Genomic DNA, 17,478 nt, shown 5'->3' with positions numbered 1-17,478 from the left:
GTTCCTCCCCCTCCCACCCCGGAGCCGCCGACGGCGGTCCCGACACGACCCAGAAGGGCTCCTAGTCCGTGCCAACGACACGCCTCAGCACCGAACCCACCGCCGTCCTCGTCCTCGAGGACGGACGACGATTCCGGGGACAGGCCTACGGCGCCCGAGGCCGCACCCTGGGCGAGATCGTCTTCGCCACCGGCATGACCGGCTACCAGGAGACGCTGACCGACCCGAGCTACGCCGGCCAGATCGTCGTGCAGACCGCGCCCCACATCGGCAACACCGGGACCAACGACGAGGACATGGAGTCTCGCCGCATCTGGGTCGCCGGCTACGTCGTCCGCGACCCCTCCCGCGTCGTCTCCAACTTCCGCGCGCAGCGCTCCCTCGGCGACGACCTGGAGACCGACGGCATCGTCGGGATCTCCGGCGTCGACACCCGGGCGATCACCCGCCACATCCGCTCGGCCGGCTCGATGCGCGCCGGCGTGTTCTCCGGCGAGGACCTCGCCCTCCCCGAGGAGGAGCAGCTCGCGCTGGTCCTCGGCGGCCGGCAGATGCAGGGGCTCAACCTCTCCTCCTCGGTCTCGACCGACGAGCAGTACACGGTGCCCGCCCGCGGCGAGCGCGTCGGCTCGGTCGCGGTCATCGACCTGGGGGTGAAGACCTCGACGGTCAACTACCTCGCGGAGCGCGGCTTCGACGTCCACGTGCTGCCCGAGTCGGTGACCGCCGAGCAGGTGCTCGCGCTCGACCCGTCCGCGCTCTTCTTCTCCAACGGCCCCGGCGACCCCGAGGCCTCGGACCGCCACGTCGAGCTGCTGCGCACCACCCTGCGCGCCGACCTGCCGTTCTTCGGCATCTGCTTCGGCAACCAGCTGCTGGGGCGCGCTCTCGGCTTCGGCACCTACAAGCTCCCGTTCGGCCACCGCGGGATCAACCAGCCCGTGCTCGACAAGCTCACCGGCCGCGTGGAGATCACCTCGCAGAACCACGGGTTCGCCGTGGACGCGCCGATCGAGGGCGAGCTGGACTCGCCCGAGGGCTTCGGCCGCGTCGAGGTCAGCCACTACTCCCTCAACGACTCGGTCGTGGAGGGCCTGCGCTGCCTCGACATCCCCGCCTTCTCTGTGCAGTACCACCCGGAGGCGGCGGCCGGCCCGCACGACTCCAACCACCTCTTCGACCGCTTCCGCGAGATGGTCGTGCAGCGCACGGCCGGGCGCGGGGCCTCGGAGCCCACCGACATCCCCACGACCAGCAGCATCGGAGAGCAGAAGTAATGCCGCGCAGGGAAGACATCCAGAGCGTCCTGGTCATCGGCTCCGGCCCGATCGTCATCGGACAGGCCGTCGAGTTCGACTACTCCGGCACCCAGGCCTGCCGCGTGCTGCGCGCCGAGGGGGTGCGCGTGATCCTCGTCAACTCCAACCCGGCGACGATCATGACCGATCCCGACTTCGCCGACGCCACCTACGTGGAGCCGATCACGCCCAAGGCGATCGAGGCGATCATCGCCAAGGAGAAGCCGGACGCGATCCTGCCGACCCTCGGCGGGCAGACGGCCCTGAACGCGGCCATCCAGCTGCACGACCTCGGGATCCTCGAGAAGTACGGCGTCGAGCTCATCGGCGCGAGCTTCGAGGCGATCAACCGCGGCGAGGACCGCCAGATCTTCAAGCAGCTGGTGCTGGACGCGGGCGCCGACGTCGCGAAGTCCTACATCGCGCACACCGTCGACGAGGCGATCGAGTACGCCGAGGACCTGGGCTACCCCCTCGTCATCCGCCCGTCGTTCACCATGGGCGGCCTGGGCTCCGGCTTCGCCTACACCCGCGAGGAGCTGGTGCGGATGGTCGGCGACGGCCTGCACCAGAGCCCCACCACCGAGGTTCTCCTGGAGGAGTCGATCCTCGGCTGGAAGGAGTACGAGCTCGAGCTCATGCGCGACACGGCCGACAACACGGTCGTCGTCTGCTCGATCGAGAACGTCGACCCCGTCGGCGTGCACACGGGCGACTCGATCACCGTCGCACCGGCGCTGACCCTCACCGACCGCGAGTACCAGAAGCTGCGCGACATCGGCATCCGGATCATCCGCGACGTGGGCGTGGACACCGGCGGCTGCAACATCCAGTTCGCGATCGACCCGGCGGACGGCCGGATCATCGTGATCGAGATGAACCCGCGCGTCTCCCGCTCCTCCGCCCTCGCCTCCAAGGCGACCGGCTTCCCGATCGCCAAGATCGCCGCGAAGCTCGCCATCGGCTACCGCCTGGACGAGATCCCGAACGACATCACCAAGGTGACGCCGGCGAGCTTCGAGCCGACGCTGGACTACGTGGTCGTGAAGGTCCCGCGGTTCGCGTTCGAGAAGTTCCCGGCCGCCGACAAGACGCTGACCACGACCATGAAGTCGGTGGGCGAGGCGATGGCGATCGGCCGCAACTACGCGCAGGCGCTGCAGAAGGCGCTCCGCTCGCTCGAGAAGCGCGGCTCGTCGTTCCACTGGGGCGCGCAGGAGCGCTCGGTCGAGGAGCTCCTCGAGATCGCGAGGACCCCGACCGACGGCCGCATCGTCACCGTGCAGCAGGCGCTGCGCCTGGGAGCCACGGTCGAGCAGGCGTTCGAGTCCACGAAGATCGACCCCTGGTTCCTCGACCAGATCGTGCTGATCAACGAGATCGCCGACCTGGTGCGCGAGCACGACGGCCTCGACGCCGGACTCCTCCGCCTGGCGAAGGACCACGGCTTCTCGGACGCGCAGATCGCCGAGCTCCGCGGGCTCGACGAGGCGGAGGTCCGCCGCACCCGCTACGCGCTGGACGTGCGCCCGGTCTACAAGACCGTCGACACCTGCGCGGGCGAGTTCCCGGCGCTGACGCCGTACCACTACTCCTCGTACGACGAGGAGACGGAGGTCGTCGCCGCCGACCGCCGCAAGGTCGTCATCCTGGGCTCCGGCCCCAACCGCATCGGCCAGGGGGTCGAGTTCGACTACTCCTGCGTGCACGCCTCGTTCGCGCTCTCGGACGCGGGCTTCGAGACGATCATGATCAACTGCAACCCCGAGACGGTCTCGACCGACTACGACACCTCGGACCGCCTCTACTTCGAGCCGCTGACTCTCGAGGACGTGCTCGAGGTCATCCACGCGGAGTCGCAGTCCGGCGAGCTCGTCGGCGTCGTCGTGCAGCTGGGCGGCCAGACGGCGCTCGGGCTCGCCGCGGGCCTCGAGGCGGCCGGCGTGCCCATCCTCGGCACCACCCCAGCGAACATCGACCTCGCGGAGGAGCGCGGCGCGTTCTCGCGGATCCTCGACGAGGCGGGGCTTCTCGCTCCGCGCAACGGCATCGCGACCGACCTCGACGGCGCCCGTGAGGTCGCGGTGGAGATCGGCTACCCGGTCCTCGTCCGTCCGTCGTTCGTCCTCGGCGGGCGCGGCATGGAGATCGTCTACGGCACGCCCCAGCTCGAGGACTACTTCGAGCGGATGGCCGGCGAGGGGATCATCGACGAGGCGCACCCGCTGCTGGTGGACCGCTTCCTCGACGACGCGATCGAGATCGACGTCGACGCGCTCTTCGACGGCGAGCAGCTCTACATCGGAGGAGTGATGGAGCACATCGAGGAGGCCGGCATCCACTCCGGCGACTCGGCGTGCACGCTCCCGCCGGTGACGCTCGGCCGCCGGCAGATCGACCAGGTGCGGGAGGCGACCCTCGCGATCGCGCAGGGCGTCGGCGTCCGGGGACTGCTGAACGTCCAGTTCGCGATCGGCCAGGGCGTGCTCTACGTGCTCGAGGCGAACCCCCGGGCCTCGCGCACCGTGCCGTTCGTGTCGAAGGCGCTGGGGATCCCGCTCGCGAAGGCCGCGTCGCGCCTGATGGTGGGCGAGACCATCGCCGCGCTGAAGGCCGAGGGCCTGCTGCCCGAGCGCGACGGCTCCGACGTCCCGATGGACTCTCCCATCGCGGTGAAGGAGGCGGTCCTGCCGTTCAAGCGCTTCCGCACCAAGGAGGGCCAGATCGTCGACTCGCTGCTCGGGCCCGAGATGCGCTCCACCGGCGAGGTCATGGGTATCGACCGCGACTTCCCGCGCGCCTTCGCGAAGAGCCAGGACGCCGCCTACGGCGGCATGCCGGCGAGCGGGACCGTCTTCATCTCGGTCGCCGACCGCGACAAGCGCTCGATCGTCCTGCCCGCGCTGCGCCTGCGCCAGCTCGGCTTCGACATCCTCGCGACCGAGGGCACGGCCGAGGTGCTGAACCGCAACGGGATCCAGGCCCGCGTGGTCCGCAAGTACAGCGAGACCGCCGAGGGCGACGCGCCCTCCATCGTCGAGCTGATCGCCCGCGACGAGGTCGACGTGGTGATCAACACGCCCAGCGGAGGAGCGACCCGCGCCGACGGCTACGAGATCCGCGCCGCCGCGGTCGCCGCGGACAAGCCGCTGTTCACCACGATCGCCCAGCTCGCGGCCGCGGTCGCCTCGCTCGACGCGGCGAACGAGCCCTTCGAGGTGACGAGCCTGCAGGACTACGCCCTGCGCCGCGCGGAGCGCACCGCGTGAGCGGCGGCGCGGCGGGCACCGCCTCCTTCGGCTCGCGCCTCGAGGCGGCGTTCGCCGCGCACGGCCGGCTCTGCGTCGGGATCGACCCGCACGCGTACCTGCTCGACGCGTGGGGCCTCGCCGACGACGCGGCCGGGCTCGAGAGCTTCGGCCGAACGGTCGTCGAGGCGGCGGCCGGCCGTGCGGGCGTGGTGAAGCCGCAGATCGCGTTCTTCGAGCGGCACGGCTCGGCGGGCTACGCCGCGCTCGAGCGCGTGCTCGCCGACGCCCGCGAGGCCGGACTGCTGGTGATCGCCGACGTCAAGCGCGGCGACATCGGCACGAGCGTCGCCGCCTACGCCGAGGCGTGGCTCCGGCCCGGCTCGCCGCTCGAGGCGGACGCCATGACCGCGGCGGCCTACCAGGGGCTCGGCTCCCTCGAGGGGATGCTGACCCTCGCCGAGGAGGCGGGCAAGGGCGTGTTCGTCCTCGCAGCCACCTCCAACCCCGAGGCCCGCCCCGTGCAGCGCGCCCTCGTGCAGGACGGCGGCCGGGCGGGATCCACCGTGGCACGCGCGGTCGTGGCGGACGTGGCATCCTGGAACGACGCTCACGCTCGCGCGTCGATCGGCTCGGTCGGCGTGGTGCTCGGCGCCACTGTCGCCCTGGGCGACTTCGGCATCGGCATCGACGAGCCGCTGCACCCCGCACTTCCGGTGCTCGCGCCCGGCTTCGGCCACCAGGGCGCAGCCGTCGCGGACGCGCAGCGGCTGTTCGGCGCGCTGAGCGCCGCCACCATCGTCAGCGAGTCGCGCAGCGTGCTCGGCGCCGGCCCCTCGGGGATCGCGGCCGAGATCACCCGCCGCGCGACCGACATCCAGGAGACCCTTGTCCGCTGAAACCGTCAGCCCCGATCCCGGCGCCTCCTCGCGCCCGGAGGCCGTGCGCCGTCCCTCGCCGCCCGAGGTCGACCGGCGCGCCGCCTCCGAGGCCGCGATCGCGGCGCGCCGTGCCCGCGCCGCCGTCAAGAAGGCCGTCGCCGCCGGACGCCGCCCCGCGACCGCCGTGCTCGCGGCGGCCCAGGCCGAGCCGCTCGGAGTCGAGGGGCGGATGCGCGTCAGCGAGCTGCTCCGCGCCGTGCCCGCACTCGGCGTGGTGAAGACGCCCCGGGTGATGGACCAGCTGCGGATCGCCGAGTCGAAGCGCCTCGGCGGGCTCGGCCGGCGCCAGGTCGAGGGCCTGGCGTCGTTCCTCGAGGAGCGGGAGTCGCGGCAGCGCCGCCCCGGCCGCAACCGCCTGCTCGTCCTCGCCGGTCCGACCGCGGTCGGCAAGGGCACCGTGTCGACCTACATCCGCGAGAACTACCCGGACGTCCTGCTCTCGGTCTCGGCCACCACCCGGGCCCCGCGTCCGGGCGAGGTGGACGGCGTCAGCTACTACTTCGTCGACGACGCCGAGTTCGACCGGATGGTCGCGGCGGGGGAGTTCCTCGAGTACGCCGTCGTCCACAACGCTCACCGCTACGGCACGCCCCGCGGCCCCATCGACGCCGCGCTGGAGCAGGGCCGGCAGGTGATGCTCGAGATCGACATCCAGGGTGCCCGCCAGGTGCGCGAGCGGATGCCGGACGCGCGGCTGGTCTTCCTCCTGCCGCCGAGCTGGGACGAGCTGGTCCGCCGGCTGGTCGGCCGCGGCACCGAGAGCGCGGAGGAGCAGGAGCGCCGTCTGGCCACCGCGAAGGTGGAGCTGGCCGCGCAGGACGAGTTCGATTTCGCCGTCGTCAACAGCACCGTGCCCGAAGCGGCCCGCGAGGTCGTAGAATTGATGTCGCCTCGTGCCGACGGCGCGCCCGCTGACCCGGGCCGCTGACACCGGGCCACCGACCACCTCCGGGCCGACGCCCCGGGTCCCACCGGGCACACGCCCCTCGGAGCCCGCGCGCCGTGTTGCTCCGGAGCCGCAGATCGGCGCTGATGCGCCTGCAAGGAGACACCCATGGCCAACAACCTCGGCATCATCGACCCGCCCATCGACGAGCTCCTCTCGAAGGTCGACTCCAAGTACGCGCTGGTGATCTTCGCCTCCAAGCGCGCCCGCCAGATCAACGACTACTACGCCGACCTCCACGAGGGCAGCCTGTTCGACAACGTCGGCCCGCTGGTCGACTCCACCATCGACGACAAGCCCCTCTCGGTCGCACTGCACGAGATCAACGAGGACAAGCTCGTCGCCAAGCCCCTCGCCGAGTAGTCCCCTCCGGGTGGGCTCCTCTCTCGAGGCCGGCCGACGGCTCAACGTCGTCGTCGGCATCACCGGCGGCATCGCCGCGTACAAGGCCGTCGGAGTCGTCCGCGCGCTGGTCCTCGCGGGGCACGACGTGCACGTCGTCGCGACCGAGGCCGCGCTGCGCTTCGTCGGGAAGCCCACCCTCGAGGCCATCTCGCGGAACCCGGTGCACACCGAGCTCTACGAGGGCGTCGCCGAGGTCCGGCACGTGGCCATCGGCCAGGCCGCCGACCTCATCGTGATCGCGCCCGCGACGGCGCACACGCTCGCCAAACTCGCCGCCGGCCTCGCCGACGACCTGCTCGGCAACACGGTGCTCGCGAGCACCGCCCCGCTCGTGGTCGCCCCCGCGATGCACACCGAGATGTGGGCGAACGCCGCCACCGTCGCGAACACGGCGGTGCTCCGCTCCCGCGGCGTGCACGTCGTCGGACCCGCGGTCGGCCGCCTCACCGGCGCCGACTCGGGCCCCGGCCGCATGGAGGAGCCCGAGACGATCGTGGCGGAGGCCCTCGCCGTCCACGCCCGCTCCGCCTCCGCCTGCCGCGACCTCGCGGGCGTGCGCGTCCTCGTGACCGCCGGCGGAACCCGCGAGCCCCTCGACCCGGTGCGCTTCGTCGGCAACCGCTCCAGCGGCAGGCAGGGCGTCGCGCTCGCGCTGGCCGCTGCGGCCCGGGGCGCGGAGGTCACCCTCCTCGCCGCGAACCTCGACGTGCCGGCGCCGGAGGGCGTCACGGTCCTCCCGGTGGGCACCGCGCTCGAGCTGCGCGAGGCCGCCCTCGCCTCGGCCACCGGCGCGGACGTCGTGATCATGGCCGCGGCCGTCGCCGACTACCGGCCCGCCGCGGTCGCCGACGCGAAGATCAAGAAGGAGCAGCAGGGCGACCGTCTCGTCCTCGAGCTCGTCAAGAACCCGGACGTCCTCGCCGAGATCTCCGCCTCCCGGCGGGAGGGGCAGATCGTCGTCGGCTTCGCCGCGGAGACCGAGCCGGACCGGGACGCGATGCTCGCCCTCGGCCGCGCCAAGATCGCCCGGAAGGGCTGCGACCTGCTCGTCCTCAACAGGGTGGGCTGGGCCGAGGGTTTCCAGAGCGACAGCAACGCCGTCGTGGTCCTCGATCGGGCCGGCGATATAGTTGGCGAGGCCTCGGGCAGCAAGGCGGAGGTGGCCGATCGCGTCCTCGACGCGGTCGTGCGCTAGCCCCGCCGGTCCGCCCGCCCAGGCGCCGATCGCCTGCCGCCCGGCATCGCGCCCGCCAGGCCACTCCCGGTACGAACGACCCCGGTCCGCACGAGCCGGGACGAGAAGAGAAGCATGACCTCCGGTCCCCTCCGCCTGTTCACCTCCGAGTCCGTCACCGAGGGCCACCCGGACAAGATCTGCGACCAGATCTCGGACCGCATCCTCGACGCCCTGCTCCGCGAGGACCCGCACAGCCGGGTCGCCGTCGAGACGCTGGTCACGACGGGGCTCGTGCACGTCGCGGGCGAGGTCTCCACGAGCGGCTACGTCGAGATCCCCAAGATCGTGCGCGACACGATCGTCGAGATCGGCTACGACTCCTCGGAGAAGGGCTTCGACGGCCGCTCCTGCGGCGTCTCGGTCTCGATCGGCCAGCAGTCGCCCGAGATCGCGGCGGGCGTCGACACGGCGCTCGAGGTCCGCTCCTCCGAGGCGGGCGAGGACGCCTTCGACCGCCAGGGCGCGGGCGACCAGGGCCTGATGTTCGGCTTCGCGACCGACGAGACCCCCGAGTACATGCCGCTGCCGAGCTGGCTCTCGCACCGCCTCGCCGAGCGCCTGGCCGCCGTCCGCAAGTCGGGCGAGCTCGACTACCTCCGACCCGACGGCAAGACCCAGGTCACCATCGGCTACGACGGCACGACGCCGTCCACCATCGACACCGTCGTCCTGTCCACCCAGCACGCAGAGCACGTCAGCACCGAGACGATCCACGCGGACATCGCGGCGCACGTCATCCGCCCCGTCCTCGAGACGGTCGACCTCGACTCCTCCGCCGTGCGCCTGCTGATCAACCCGACGGGCCGCTTCGAGATCGGCGGCCCTCAGGGCGACGCCGGGCTCACCGGCCGCAAGATCATCGTCGACACCTACGGCGGAGCGTCCCGCCACGGCGGCGGCGCGTTCTCGGGCAAGGACCCGTCGAAGGTGGACCGCTCGGCCGCCTACGCCATGCGGTGGGTCGCCAAGAACGCGGTCGCCGCGGGGCTCGCCTCGCGGCTGGAGGTGCAGGTCGCCTACGCCATCGGCAAGGCGGCCCCGGTCGGCCTCTACGTCGAGACCTTCGGCACCGGCACCGTCTCCGACGAGACGATCACCGAGGCGATCCGCTCGGTCTTCGACCTGCGCCCGGCCGCGATCATCCACGCACTCGACCTGCTCCGCCCGATCTACGCGCAGACCGCGGCTTACGGCCACTTCGGCCGGGAGCTCCCCGACTTCACCTGGGAGCGCCTCGACCGGGTCGACGACCTGCGCTCCGCCGCGGGCCTCTCGTAGCGGGCGCGGCGGCGATGGCGACGAGCGGAGCCGTCGCGCGCGTGCTCCTGGACTCGCCCCTCCCGCAGCTCGACCGGCTCCTGGACTACGCGGTGCCGGAGGCGCTGCGCGGCGAGGTGGTCCCCGGCGTGCGCGTGCGGGTGCCGTTGCGGACCGGAGGCCGGATCGCCGACGCGTTCGTCGTCGAGACGGGGGAGGGGACCGAGCACGCCGGAGCGCTCAGCGGCATCGAGGAGCTGGTCTCGCCGCTCGTCGTGCTGACCCCGGAGGTCTGGGCCCTCGCCCGCCGGGTGGCCGACCGCGCCTCCGGAGGCGCGAGCGACGTGCTGCGCCTGGCCGTGCCGCGCCGCCACGTCCGCGTCGAGAAGGCGCGACTCGCCGCGGGTCCCGCTCCTGCGGCGCCCGCGGTCGAGGCGGGCGGCGTGACGGGCTACCCCGACGCCTCCTTCGCGGGACTCGCCGAGGGGGCCCGGCTGGCGGTCGGCGCCGTGCCCGTTCCGGTGAGGCTCGACTCGGGCGCGTGGGTCGGTGGCTGGGCCGTCACGCTCGCCGAGCTCGCCCGGGACACGCTCGCCGCGGGCCGCGACGCGATCCTGGCCGTCCCCGACTACCGCGACCAGGAGCAGCTGGAGCTCGCTCTCGCCGCCCTCGTCCCCGCGGAGGCGGTGGTGCGCCTCGATGCGCGGCAGAAGGGCGCCGAGCGCTACTCCGCCTTCGTCCGCTGCCTCGATCCCGGGCCGCGGGTCGTCGTCGGCAACCGCTCCGTCCTCTACGCGCCCTCCTCCGCCCTCGGCCTGATCGCGCTCTGGGACGACGGCGATCCGCTCTTCGCCGAGCCGCTCGCGCCCTACGCGCACGCCCGCGACGTCGCCCTGGTGCGGCAGGAGCAGAGCGGCGCCGGCCTCGTCCTGCTCGGCAACACGCGCACGGTCGAGGTCGAGCGGCTCGTCGAGATCGGCTTCGCGACCGAGGTGGAGCCGCGGCCGAGCCGCCGCCCGCACGTCGTGCCGACCGCCCAGCAGTGGGCGGCCGACGAGCACGACGCGGCAGCGCGCATCCCCTCCTCCGCCTGGCGGGAGGCGCGGAAGGCCCTCGACTCCGGTCCCGTGCTCGTCCAGGTCGCGCGCCCCGGCTACGCGCCGGTGGTCGCCTGCGCCCGTTGCCGGACCGTCGCACGCTGCAACCGCTGCCAGGGTCCGCTCGGCGTGCACTCCGAGGGCGGGCGGCCGAGCTGCGGCTGGTGCGGCCTGATCGCGGCCGACTGGACCTGCTCCGTCTGCGAGGCGACGGCTCTGCGCCTCGTCTCCCTCGGCGCGGGCCGCACCGCGGAGGAGCTCGGACGCGCCTTCCCGGGTGCCAAGGTGATCGTCGCCGACGGGCAGCGCCCCGTGCTCACCCTCCCCGACGAGCCCGCGCTCGTCGTGGCCACGCGCGGGGCGGAGCCGCGGGCCGACGGCGGCTACCACGCCGTCCTGCTGCTGGACGGCGAGCGGATGCTGGCCCGCGAGAGCCTGCGGGTCGCCGACGACGCGCTCCGCACCTGGTCGAACGCCGCGGCGCTGGCCCGCCCGGGCGCGCCGGTCCTCCTGGTCGGGGTCGGCGGCCGGCTCGCGACCGCCCTGGCGACCTGGCGGCAGGCCGAGTACCTCCGGGCCGAGCTCCAGGAGCGGCGCGCTCTGCGCTTCCCGCCCGCGGTGCGCCTGGCCACGGTGAGCGGCGACGCGCACGCGGTGGAGGAGGCGCTCGACGCGCTCGACGAGGACGACCGGCACGAGGTCCTCGGTCCTGTCGGGCTCGAGGACGGCTCCGTCCGGGCGATCGTCCGGTTCGACTACGCTCGCGGTGCGGATGTGGCCGCGCGCCTCCGCTCCGCCGTGATCCGCAACGCCACGCGCCGTCGTCGCCCGCCGACCACGCCCGGCCGCTTCCGGCCGGCCCCCCGGCTCCGGGTCCGTCTCGACGACCCCGACATCCTCTGACTCCCCAGGAGACCCCCGTGCGCCTCGTCTTCGCCGGCACGCCCGCCGCCGCCGTTCCGACCCTCCGCGACCTCGCCGCCTCCGCGCACGAGGTCGTGGCCGTGGTCACCCGGGAGGACGCCCCGGTGGGACGCAAGCGCGTGCTCACCCCCTCGCCGGTCGCCGTCGTGGCCGAGGAGCTGGGGATCCCGGTGATCCGGGCGAACCGCCTCGACGAGGACGTGACCGACCGGATCGCGGAGCTCGCCCCCGACCTCGGCGTGATCGTGGCCTACGGCGGCCTCGTCCGGCAGCGCCTGCTGGCGGTGCCGCGCCTGGGCTGGATCAACCTGCACTTCTCCCTGCTGCCGCGCTGGCGCGGGGCGGCTCCCGTCCAGCGGGCGCTGATGGCGGGCGACACGCGGATCGGCGCGAGCGTCTTCCAGCTGGTCGCCGAGCTCGACGCCGGTGACGTGTACGCCGAGCTCGCCGTCGACGCGGGGGAGCACACCGCGGGCGAGCTGCTGACGGAGCTGGCCGCGAGCGGCGCCGGCCTCACCCTCGGCGTGGTCGGCGCGCTGGAGGAGGGCACGGCCGTCGCGACTCCGCAGGCCGGAGAGGCGACCCCCGCTCCCAAGCTCGACGCCGCCGACGGCCGGATCGACTGGAGCCTCCCGACCGCGCGGGTCCTCGCGCTCGTGCGCGGAACGACTCCCGAGCCCGGAGCCTCGACCGCAGTGGGGGACGCGCGCCTCAAGGTGCTCGCGGTCCGCGCGGCCGAGGGGGACCTCGCTCCCGGCGTCGTCCGCCTCGACTCGGGGCGCGCCCTCGTCGGCACCGCGGACGGAGCGGTCGAGCTGGTCACCGTCCAGCCCGCCGGCAGGACCCCGATGGCCGGCGCCGCCTGGGCCCGCGGCCTGCGCGAGAGCACGGTGCTCGCATGAGCGCCCGTCGCGAGGCCGCTCCCGCCCGCCGGGTCGCCTACGACGTCCTGCTCGCGGTGAGCGGGTCGGACGCCTACGCCAACCTGGTCCTGCCCGCGCGGATCAGCGCCGCCGGCCTCTCGCCCGCCGACGCGGGACTGGCCACCGAGCTCTGCTACGGCACTCTGCGGATGTCCGGCTACTACGACCGCGTGATCGCCCTCGCGGCCGGCCGGTCCGTCGAGAGCATCGATGCGCCCGTGCTCGACGCGCTGCGCCTGGGCGTGCACCAGCTGCTCGCGACCCGCGTGGCCCCGCACGCCGCGGTGAACGAGAGCGTCGCGCTCGTCGCGGCCGGCTCCTCGCGGGGAGCGGTGGCCTTCGCCAACGCCGTGCTGCGCGCGGTCTCGCGCTCGAGCGCCGGCGAGTGGCGCGAGCGGGTCTCCGCGGCCGCGGTCTCCGGGGACGACCGGATCGCCGCGCTGAGCTCCCACCCCGTGTGGATCGTGCGCGCCCTGCGACGGGCGCTGGCGGCGGAGGGGGCGGCCGACGAGCTCGACGCGCTGCTCGCCGCCGACAACGCGGCTCCGCGGGTGAACCTGGTGGCTCTGCCGGGCCTGGCGTCTCCCGGCGAGATCGCCGACGCCGAATCCGACCGGTTCTCGCCGGTCGGCATGACCAGCACCGGCGGCGACCCGGAGGCGTTCCCCGCGGTGCACGAGGGCCGCGTGCGCGTGCAGGACGAGGGCTCCCAGCTCGCCGCTCTGGCGCTCTCCCGAGCACGGCCGGTCCGCCCGGGCGAGCGCTGGCTCGACCTGTGCGCGGGACCCGGCGGCAAGGCGGCGCTGCTCGCGGCGGAGGCGCGCGCAGGAGGGGCGGCGCTGCTCGCCAACGAGGTGGTTCCGGGCCGCGCGGGCCTGGTGCGGCAGGCGCTGGCCGCCGTCGATCCGTCGGTCGAGGTGCGCACCGGCGACGGGCGCGACCTGGGCGACGAGCAGCCGGGATCGTTCGACCGCATCCTCCTCGACGCGCCGTGCACCGGTCTCGGTGCGCTGCGGCGGCGGCCGGAGGCGCGCTGGCGCAAGTCCGCGGCCGACGTGGAGCCGCTGGCCGCCCTCCAGGGCGAGCTGCTCGACTCCGCGGTGAGGGCTCTCGCTCCCGACGGGCTGCTGGCCTACGTGACCTGCTCGCCGCACCTCGGCGAGACCCGGCGCGTGCTCGCCCTCGCGCAGGAGCGGCACGAGCTCGAGCTCGTCGACACGCCGGCCGTGCTGCGCGCGGTGACGGCAGACGCGCTCCCGCTGCCGGACGGCCCCCTCCACGTGCAGCTCTGGCCGCACCGGCACGGCACCGACGCCATGTTCGTGCAGCTCCTCCGCCGCCGGCCCCTCGAGGCGGCGTCCGGAGACGCCTAAACCCTCCGGAGCGGGAACGCGCTCGGCCGGGCGGACGCGGAGGACGCTCCGATCTAGGCTGGACGCATGCCCGCACGGATCAACCCCAGCATCCTCTCCGCCGACTTCGTGAACTTCGAGGCCGAGCTGCAGCGCATCGCCGGAGCCGACCTCGTGCACGTCGACGTGATGGACAACCACTTCGTGCCGAACCTCACCTTCGGGCTGACCATGGTCCAGCGCCTCCAGGACGTCTCGCCCCGCCCGCTCGACCTGCACCTGATGATCGACGACCCCGACCGGTGGGCCCCCGACTACGCCGAGACCGGCGCCTTCTCCGTGACCTTCCACGCCGAGGCCGCGCGCGACGCCGTGGCCCTGGCGCGGCGCCTGCGCGAGATCGGCTCGCGGGCGGGGATCGCGCTCAAGCCGGGCACGATGGTGGACGACTACCTCGACCTCCTGCCCGAGTTCGACCAGGTCCTCGTGATGACGGTCGAGCCCGGCTTCGGGGGCCAGTCCTTCATGGAGGAGACGATGCCCAAGCTGCGCACCCTCCGGAACGTGGTGGACCGCACCGGGCTCGACGTCTGGCTCCAGGTCGACGGCGGGATCGCTCCCGGCACGATCGAGATCGCAGCGGAGGCGGGAGCCGACACCTTCGTCGCGGGCTCCGCGGTCTTCGGCGCGGACGACCCGGAGGCCGCGATCGCGTCGCTGCGCGAGACGGCGACCGCTCACCTGCACCGGCACTGAGGCGGCCCGCGCCCGGCCGCCGTATAGACTTCCCCGGTGAAAACTTTCGACGACCTCTTCGCTGAGCTGGGCGAGAAGGCCGCCGCCCGTCCCGAGGGTTCGGGCACCGTCCGCGAGCTCGACGCCGGCGTGCACTTCATCGGCAAGAAGATCGTCGAGGAGGCCGCCGAGGTGTGGATGGCCGCCGAGTACGAGGGCGACGAGCGCACCGCCGAGGAGATCTCGCAGCTGCTCTACCACCTGCAGGTGCTCATGCTCGCCAAGGGACTGACGACGGCCGACGTCTACCGGCATCTGTGAGCCCCGCCCCGCTCGCCGGGGTGCGCCTCCGCTCCGCGCCGTCGCGCCCGCACGCTCCCCGAGGAGCCGTGCCGCCCCCTGAACAGCCGTCGAGTCATGAAGGACGTCCCGTGACCACCACCCCCGCCCCGGCGCTCCTGCGCGTCGCCGTCCCCAACAAGGGCTCCCTCTCGGAGACCGCCGGTCAGATGCTCGCGGAGGCCGGCTACACCGGCCGCCGCGACCCGAAGGAGCTGCACGTCGTCGACGAGCGCAACGGGGTCGAGTTCTTCTACCTGCGCCCGCGCGACATCGCCACCTACGTCGGCTCCGGCGCTCTCGACGTCGGGGTCACCGGCCGCGACCTCCTGATCGACTCCGGCTCCGAGGCGCGCGAGATCGCGAGCCTCGGCTTCGCCAACTCCACCTTCCGCTTCGCCGGGCCCGCAGGCCGCTACGACGAGCTCGCGCAGATCGACGGCCTCCGCGTGGCGACCAGCTACCCGGGCCTCGTGGGCCGCTTCCTCCGGGAGCACGGCGTCGAGGTGACGCTGATCCGCCTCGACGGCGCGGTCGAGTCCGCGATCCAGCTCGGCGTCGCCGACGTCATCGCCGATGTCGTCGAGACCGGCACCACGCTCCGCAAGGCCGGCCTCGAGATCTTCGGCCCGGTCATCCTGGACTCGACCGCCGTCCTGGTCTCCGCCGCGGGGGAGCCCGAGGGCATCCCGGTGCTGCTGCGCCGCCTGCAGGGCGTGCTGGTCGCCCGCGAGTACGTGCTGCTCGACTACGACTGCCCCGTCGCGCTCCTGGAGAGCGCCACGGCGATCGCCCCGGGCTTCGAGTCGCCGACGGTCTCGCCGCTGCACGACGCCGAGTGGGTGGCCGTCCGCGTGATGGTGCCGCGCTCGGACATGAACCAGGTGATGGACCGCCTGTACGACCTGGGCGCCCGCGCGATCCTGGTCACCTCCATCCACGCCGCGCGCCTGTAGAGGGGGAGCCGATGAGTCTCGCCGTCCGCGTCATCCCCTGCCTCGACGTCGCCGCCGGCCGCGTCGTGAAGGGCGTCAACTTCCAGAACCTGCGCGATGCGGGCGACCCCGTCGAGCTCGCCCGCCTCTACTTCGAGCAGGGCGCCGACGAGCTGACCTTCCTCGACGTCACCGCCACGGTCGACGACCGCTCGACCACCTACGACGTGGTGCGGGCGACCGCCGAGCAGGTCTTCATCCCGCTCACGGTCGGCGGAGGCGTGCGCAGCGCCGAGGACGTCTCGCGACTGCTCGCGCACGGCGCCGACAAGGTGGGCGTCAACTCCGCCGCGATCGCCCGGCCCGAGCTCCTCGGCGAGATCGCCGACGTCTTCGGCGCGCAGGTGCTCGTGCTCTCGCTCGACGTCAAGCGGAGCGACGCCACGGCGTCCGGCTTCGTCGTCACCACTCACGGCGGACGCCGCGAGACCGAGCTCGACGCCCTGGCCTGGGCGGCCGAGGCCGTCGAGCGCGGCGCCGGGGAGCTGCTGGTCAACTCCATCGACGCCGACGGCACCAAGCAGGGCTTCGACCTCGAGCTGATCGCCGCGATGCGCGAGCTGAGCTCCGTGCCGGTCATCGCCTCCGGAGGCGCCGGCGCCGTCGAGCACTTCGCTCCGGCCGTCGACGCGGGAGCCGACGCCGTGCTCGCCGCCTCCGTCTTCCACAACCGCGAGCTGACGATCGGCGACGTCAAGCGCGCGCTCGCCGCCTCCGGGATCGAGATCCGATGACCCCCGCCGAGCTCGACGCCGTCCTGGACCGCGCCGCCTTCGATCCGACCGGGCTCCTGCCCGCGATCATCCAGCAGCACGACACCCGCGAGGTGCTCATGATGGGCTGGATGGACCGCGAGGCGCTCCGGCGGACCCTCACCGAGGGCCGCGTCACCTTCTGGTCGCGCTCGCGCCAGGAGTACTGGCGCAAGGGCGACACGTCCGGGCACGCGCAGTACGTGCGGGGTGCCGCCCTCGACTGCGACGCCGACACCCTGCTGGTCCAGGTCGAGCAGATCGGCGCAGCCTGCCACACGGGCGAGCACGCCTGCTTCGACGTCGACCCCCTCGTGCCGTTCACCGGCCTCGGTCCGGCGGAGTGAGCATGAGCGGACGGCGGCTGAAGTACACGGCGATCCTCGGGGTCGTGCTGCTCGCCGCGCTCGAGCTGACCTCCTCCACCCAGACCTGGTCCACGCTGACCCTGGCCGCGATCGAGGGGGAGGGCCAGCGGATCGACGTGGCCGGGACCGTCGCCGCGCCCGCGCTCTCCGCCCTGGCGCTCGCGGGCCTCGCCCTCGCCGCGGCCCTCGCCATCGCCGGCCCCGTCTTCCGGATCGTGCTCGGTGTGCTCCAGGCCGTCCTCGGCGCCTCGGTGGTGCTCGCGGCCGCGACGGCACTGGGCGACCCCGTGCGCGCCGGCGCTTCGCTCGTCACCGAGGCGACCGCCATCGCGGGGGAGCAGTCCGTCGCGGCGCTCGTGGCCTCGTCCTCCGCGACGGCCTGGCCCTTCGTCGCCCTGGTCTGCGGCGTGCTCACCGCGCTGCTCGGGATCGGCGTCCTCGTGACCTCGGGCCGCTGGCCGGGAGCGGCGCGGAAGCGCGCCTCCCGCTTCGAGCCCGCCGACGGCTACGGCCACGGCGCGTCGACCGTGCAGACGGACGACGGCGACATCGACCCGGTCGTCTCGTGGGACGAGCTCTCGCGCGGCGACGACCCCACCTCGGGCCGCTGACACCGGCCGCGGTCGTGTCCGGCGGTCCGGCATCCCCGCCTCCTGCAGGC

At 73.7% G+C, this 17,478-nt stretch carries 16 protein-coding genes; all 16 read left to right on the top strand.

Translation table 11 applies throughout. The features are described from left to right. Positions 1-68: 68 nt before the first annotated feature. The 16 genes from carA (at position 69) to C5C50_RS06500 (ending at position 17,428) form a co-directional block, all read left to right on the top strand. The gene (carA, locus tag C5C50_RS06575; protein WP_104225321.1) at positions 69-1,277 is read left to right on the top strand and encodes a glutamine-hydrolyzing carbamoyl-phosphate synthase small subunit; all 1,209 of its coding nucleotides are present in this window, start codon (positions 69-71) and stop codon (positions 1,275-1,277) included. Next, on the top strand, positions 1,277-4,567 hold the full coding sequence (gene carB, locus C5C50_RS06570) for a carbamoyl-phosphate synthase large subunit (protein WP_104273132.1): 3,291 nt from the start codon (positions 1,277-1,279) through the stop codon (positions 4,565-4,567). Before carA ends, carB begins: the two co-directional genes overlap by 1 nt. Further along, entirely contained in the window at positions 4,564-5,445 is an 882-nt protein-coding gene (gene pyrF, locus C5C50_RS06565; protein WP_104268620.1) for an orotidine-5'-phosphate decarboxylase, read from the top strand. The genes carB and pyrF overlap by 4 nt, the downstream gene beginning before the upstream one ends. Positions 5,446-5,488: 43 nt before the next feature. Continuing rightward, positions 5,489-6,415, top strand: coding sequence for a guanylate kinase (gene gmk, locus C5C50_RS06560; RefSeq protein WP_104354723.1), 927 nt, complete (start codon positions 5,489-5,491; stop codon positions 6,413-6,415). Positions 6,416-6,541: 126 nt separating this feature from the next. Next, entirely contained in the window at positions 6,542-6,796 is a 255-nt protein-coding gene (gene rpoZ / locus C5C50_RS06555; protein ID WP_104221835.1) for a DNA-directed RNA polymerase subunit omega, read from the top strand. A gap of 10 nt (positions 6,797-6,806) precedes the next feature. Next, positions 6,807-8,033: a bifunctional phosphopantothenoylcysteine decarboxylase/phosphopantothenate--cysteine ligase CoaBC gene (coaBC, locus tag C5C50_RS06550; RefSeq protein ID WP_104273131.1), complete on the top strand. Its 1,227-nt coding sequence runs from the start codon at positions 6,807-6,809 to the stop codon at positions 8,031-8,033. Positions 8,034-8,147: 114 nt separating this feature from the next. Beyond that, a complete protein-coding gene (metK, locus tag C5C50_RS06545) occupies positions 8,148-9,353 on the top strand; it encodes a methionine adenosyltransferase (protein WP_104221839.1) in 1,206 nt (401 codons plus the stop codon). Between the two features lie 14 nt (positions 9,354-9,367). Beyond that, positions 9,368-11,332, top strand: a complete 1,965-nt coding sequence (locus C5C50_RS06540) for a hypothetical protein (protein WP_104273130.1) — start codon at positions 9,368-9,370, stop codon at positions 11,330-11,332. Between the two features lie 17 nt (positions 11,333-11,349). Beyond that, positions 11,350-12,255, top strand: coding sequence for a methionyl-tRNA formyltransferase (locus C5C50_RS06535; RefSeq protein ID WP_104273129.1), 906 nt, complete (start codon positions 11,350-11,352; stop codon positions 12,253-12,255). Then, a complete protein-coding gene (locus tag C5C50_RS06530; RefSeq protein WP_104273128.1) occupies positions 12,252-13,649 on the top strand; it encodes an RsmB/NOP family class I SAM-dependent RNA methyltransferase in 1,398 nt (465 codons plus the stop codon). The genes C5C50_RS06535 and C5C50_RS06530 overlap by 4 nt, the downstream gene beginning before the upstream one ends. 66 nt (positions 13,650-13,715) lie before the next feature. After that, positions 13,716-14,384, top strand: a complete 669-nt coding sequence (gene rpe / locus C5C50_RS06525; RefSeq protein WP_104257836.1) for a ribulose-phosphate 3-epimerase — start codon at positions 13,716-13,718, stop codon at positions 14,382-14,384. Between the two features lie 36 nt (positions 14,385-14,420). After that, positions 14,421-14,684, top strand: coding sequence for a phosphoribosyl-ATP diphosphatase (locus C5C50_RS06520; RefSeq protein ID WP_055791842.1), 264 nt, complete (start codon positions 14,421-14,423; stop codon positions 14,682-14,684). A gap of 110 nt (positions 14,685-14,794) precedes the next feature. Beyond that, complete coding sequence (hisG, locus tag C5C50_RS06515; protein WP_104221851.1) at positions 14,795-15,658, top strand: ATP phosphoribosyltransferase; 864 nt, start codon at positions 14,795-14,797, stop codon at positions 15,656-15,658. 11 nt (positions 15,659-15,669) lie between these two features. Further along, positions 15,670-16,431, top strand: coding sequence for an imidazole glycerol phosphate synthase subunit HisF (gene hisF, locus C5C50_RS06510; RefSeq protein ID WP_104221853.1), 762 nt, complete (start codon positions 15,670-15,672; stop codon positions 16,429-16,431). Beyond that, positions 16,428-16,796, top strand: a complete 369-nt coding sequence (hisI, locus tag C5C50_RS06505; RefSeq protein WP_104221855.1) for a phosphoribosyl-AMP cyclohydrolase — start codon at positions 16,428-16,430, stop codon at positions 16,794-16,796. Before hisF ends, hisI begins: the two co-directional genes overlap by 4 nt. A 2-nt stretch (positions 16,797-16,798) precedes the next feature. After that, positions 16,799-17,428 carry a Trp biosynthesis-associated membrane protein gene (locus tag C5C50_RS06500; RefSeq protein WP_104273127.1) on the top strand — a complete coding sequence of 210 codons (630 nt, stop codon included), beginning with the start codon at positions 16,799-16,801 and terminating at the stop codon, positions 17,426-17,428. The last annotated feature ends 50 nt before the right edge of the window (positions 17,429-17,478 follow it).

The sequence above is a fragment of the Rathayibacter sp. AY1D9 genome (assembly GCF_002932395.1).
Taxonomy (GTDB): domain Bacteria; phylum Actinomycetota; class Actinomycetes; order Actinomycetales; family Microbacteriaceae; genus Rathayibacter.
The sequence above is the reverse complement of the archived record's forward strand: the minus strand, read 5'-3'. Positions and strand labels throughout refer to the sequence as shown.

Bases quoted from the DNA above. Each gene is read 5' to 3' on its own strand.
- carB (WP_104273132.1), top strand. From the start codon at position 1,277: ATGCCGCGCAGGGAAGACATCCAGAGCGTCCTGGTCATCGGCTCCGGC.
- rpoZ (WP_104221835.1), top strand. From the start codon at position 6,542: ATGGCCAACAACCTCGGCATCATCGACCCGCCCATCGACGAGCTCCTC.
- metK (WP_104221839.1), top strand. From the start codon at position 8,148: ATGACCTCCGGTCCCCTCCGCCTGTTCACCTCCGAGTCCGTCACCGAG.
- C5C50_RS06540 (WP_104273130.1), top strand. From the start codon at position 9,368: ATGGCGACGAGCGGAGCCGTCGCGCGCGTGCTCCTGGACTCGCCCCTC.
- C5C50_RS06530 (WP_104273128.1), top strand. From the start codon at position 12,252: ATGAGCGCCCGTCGCGAGGCCGCTCCCGCCCGCCGGGTCGCCTACGAC.
- rpe (WP_104257836.1), top strand. From the start codon at position 13,716: ATGCCCGCACGGATCAACCCCAGCATCCTCTCCGCCGACTTCGTGAAC.
- hisF (WP_104221853.1), top strand. From the start codon at position 15,670: ATGAGTCTCGCCGTCCGCGTCATCCCCTGCCTCGACGTCGCCGCCGGC.
- hisI (WP_104221855.1), top strand. From the start codon at position 16,428: ATGACCCCCGCCGAGCTCGACGCCGTCCTGGACCGCGCCGCCTTCGAT.
- C5C50_RS06500 (WP_104273127.1), top strand. From the start codon at position 16,799: ATGAGCGGACGGCGGCTGAAGTACACGGCGATCCTCGGGGTCGTGCTG.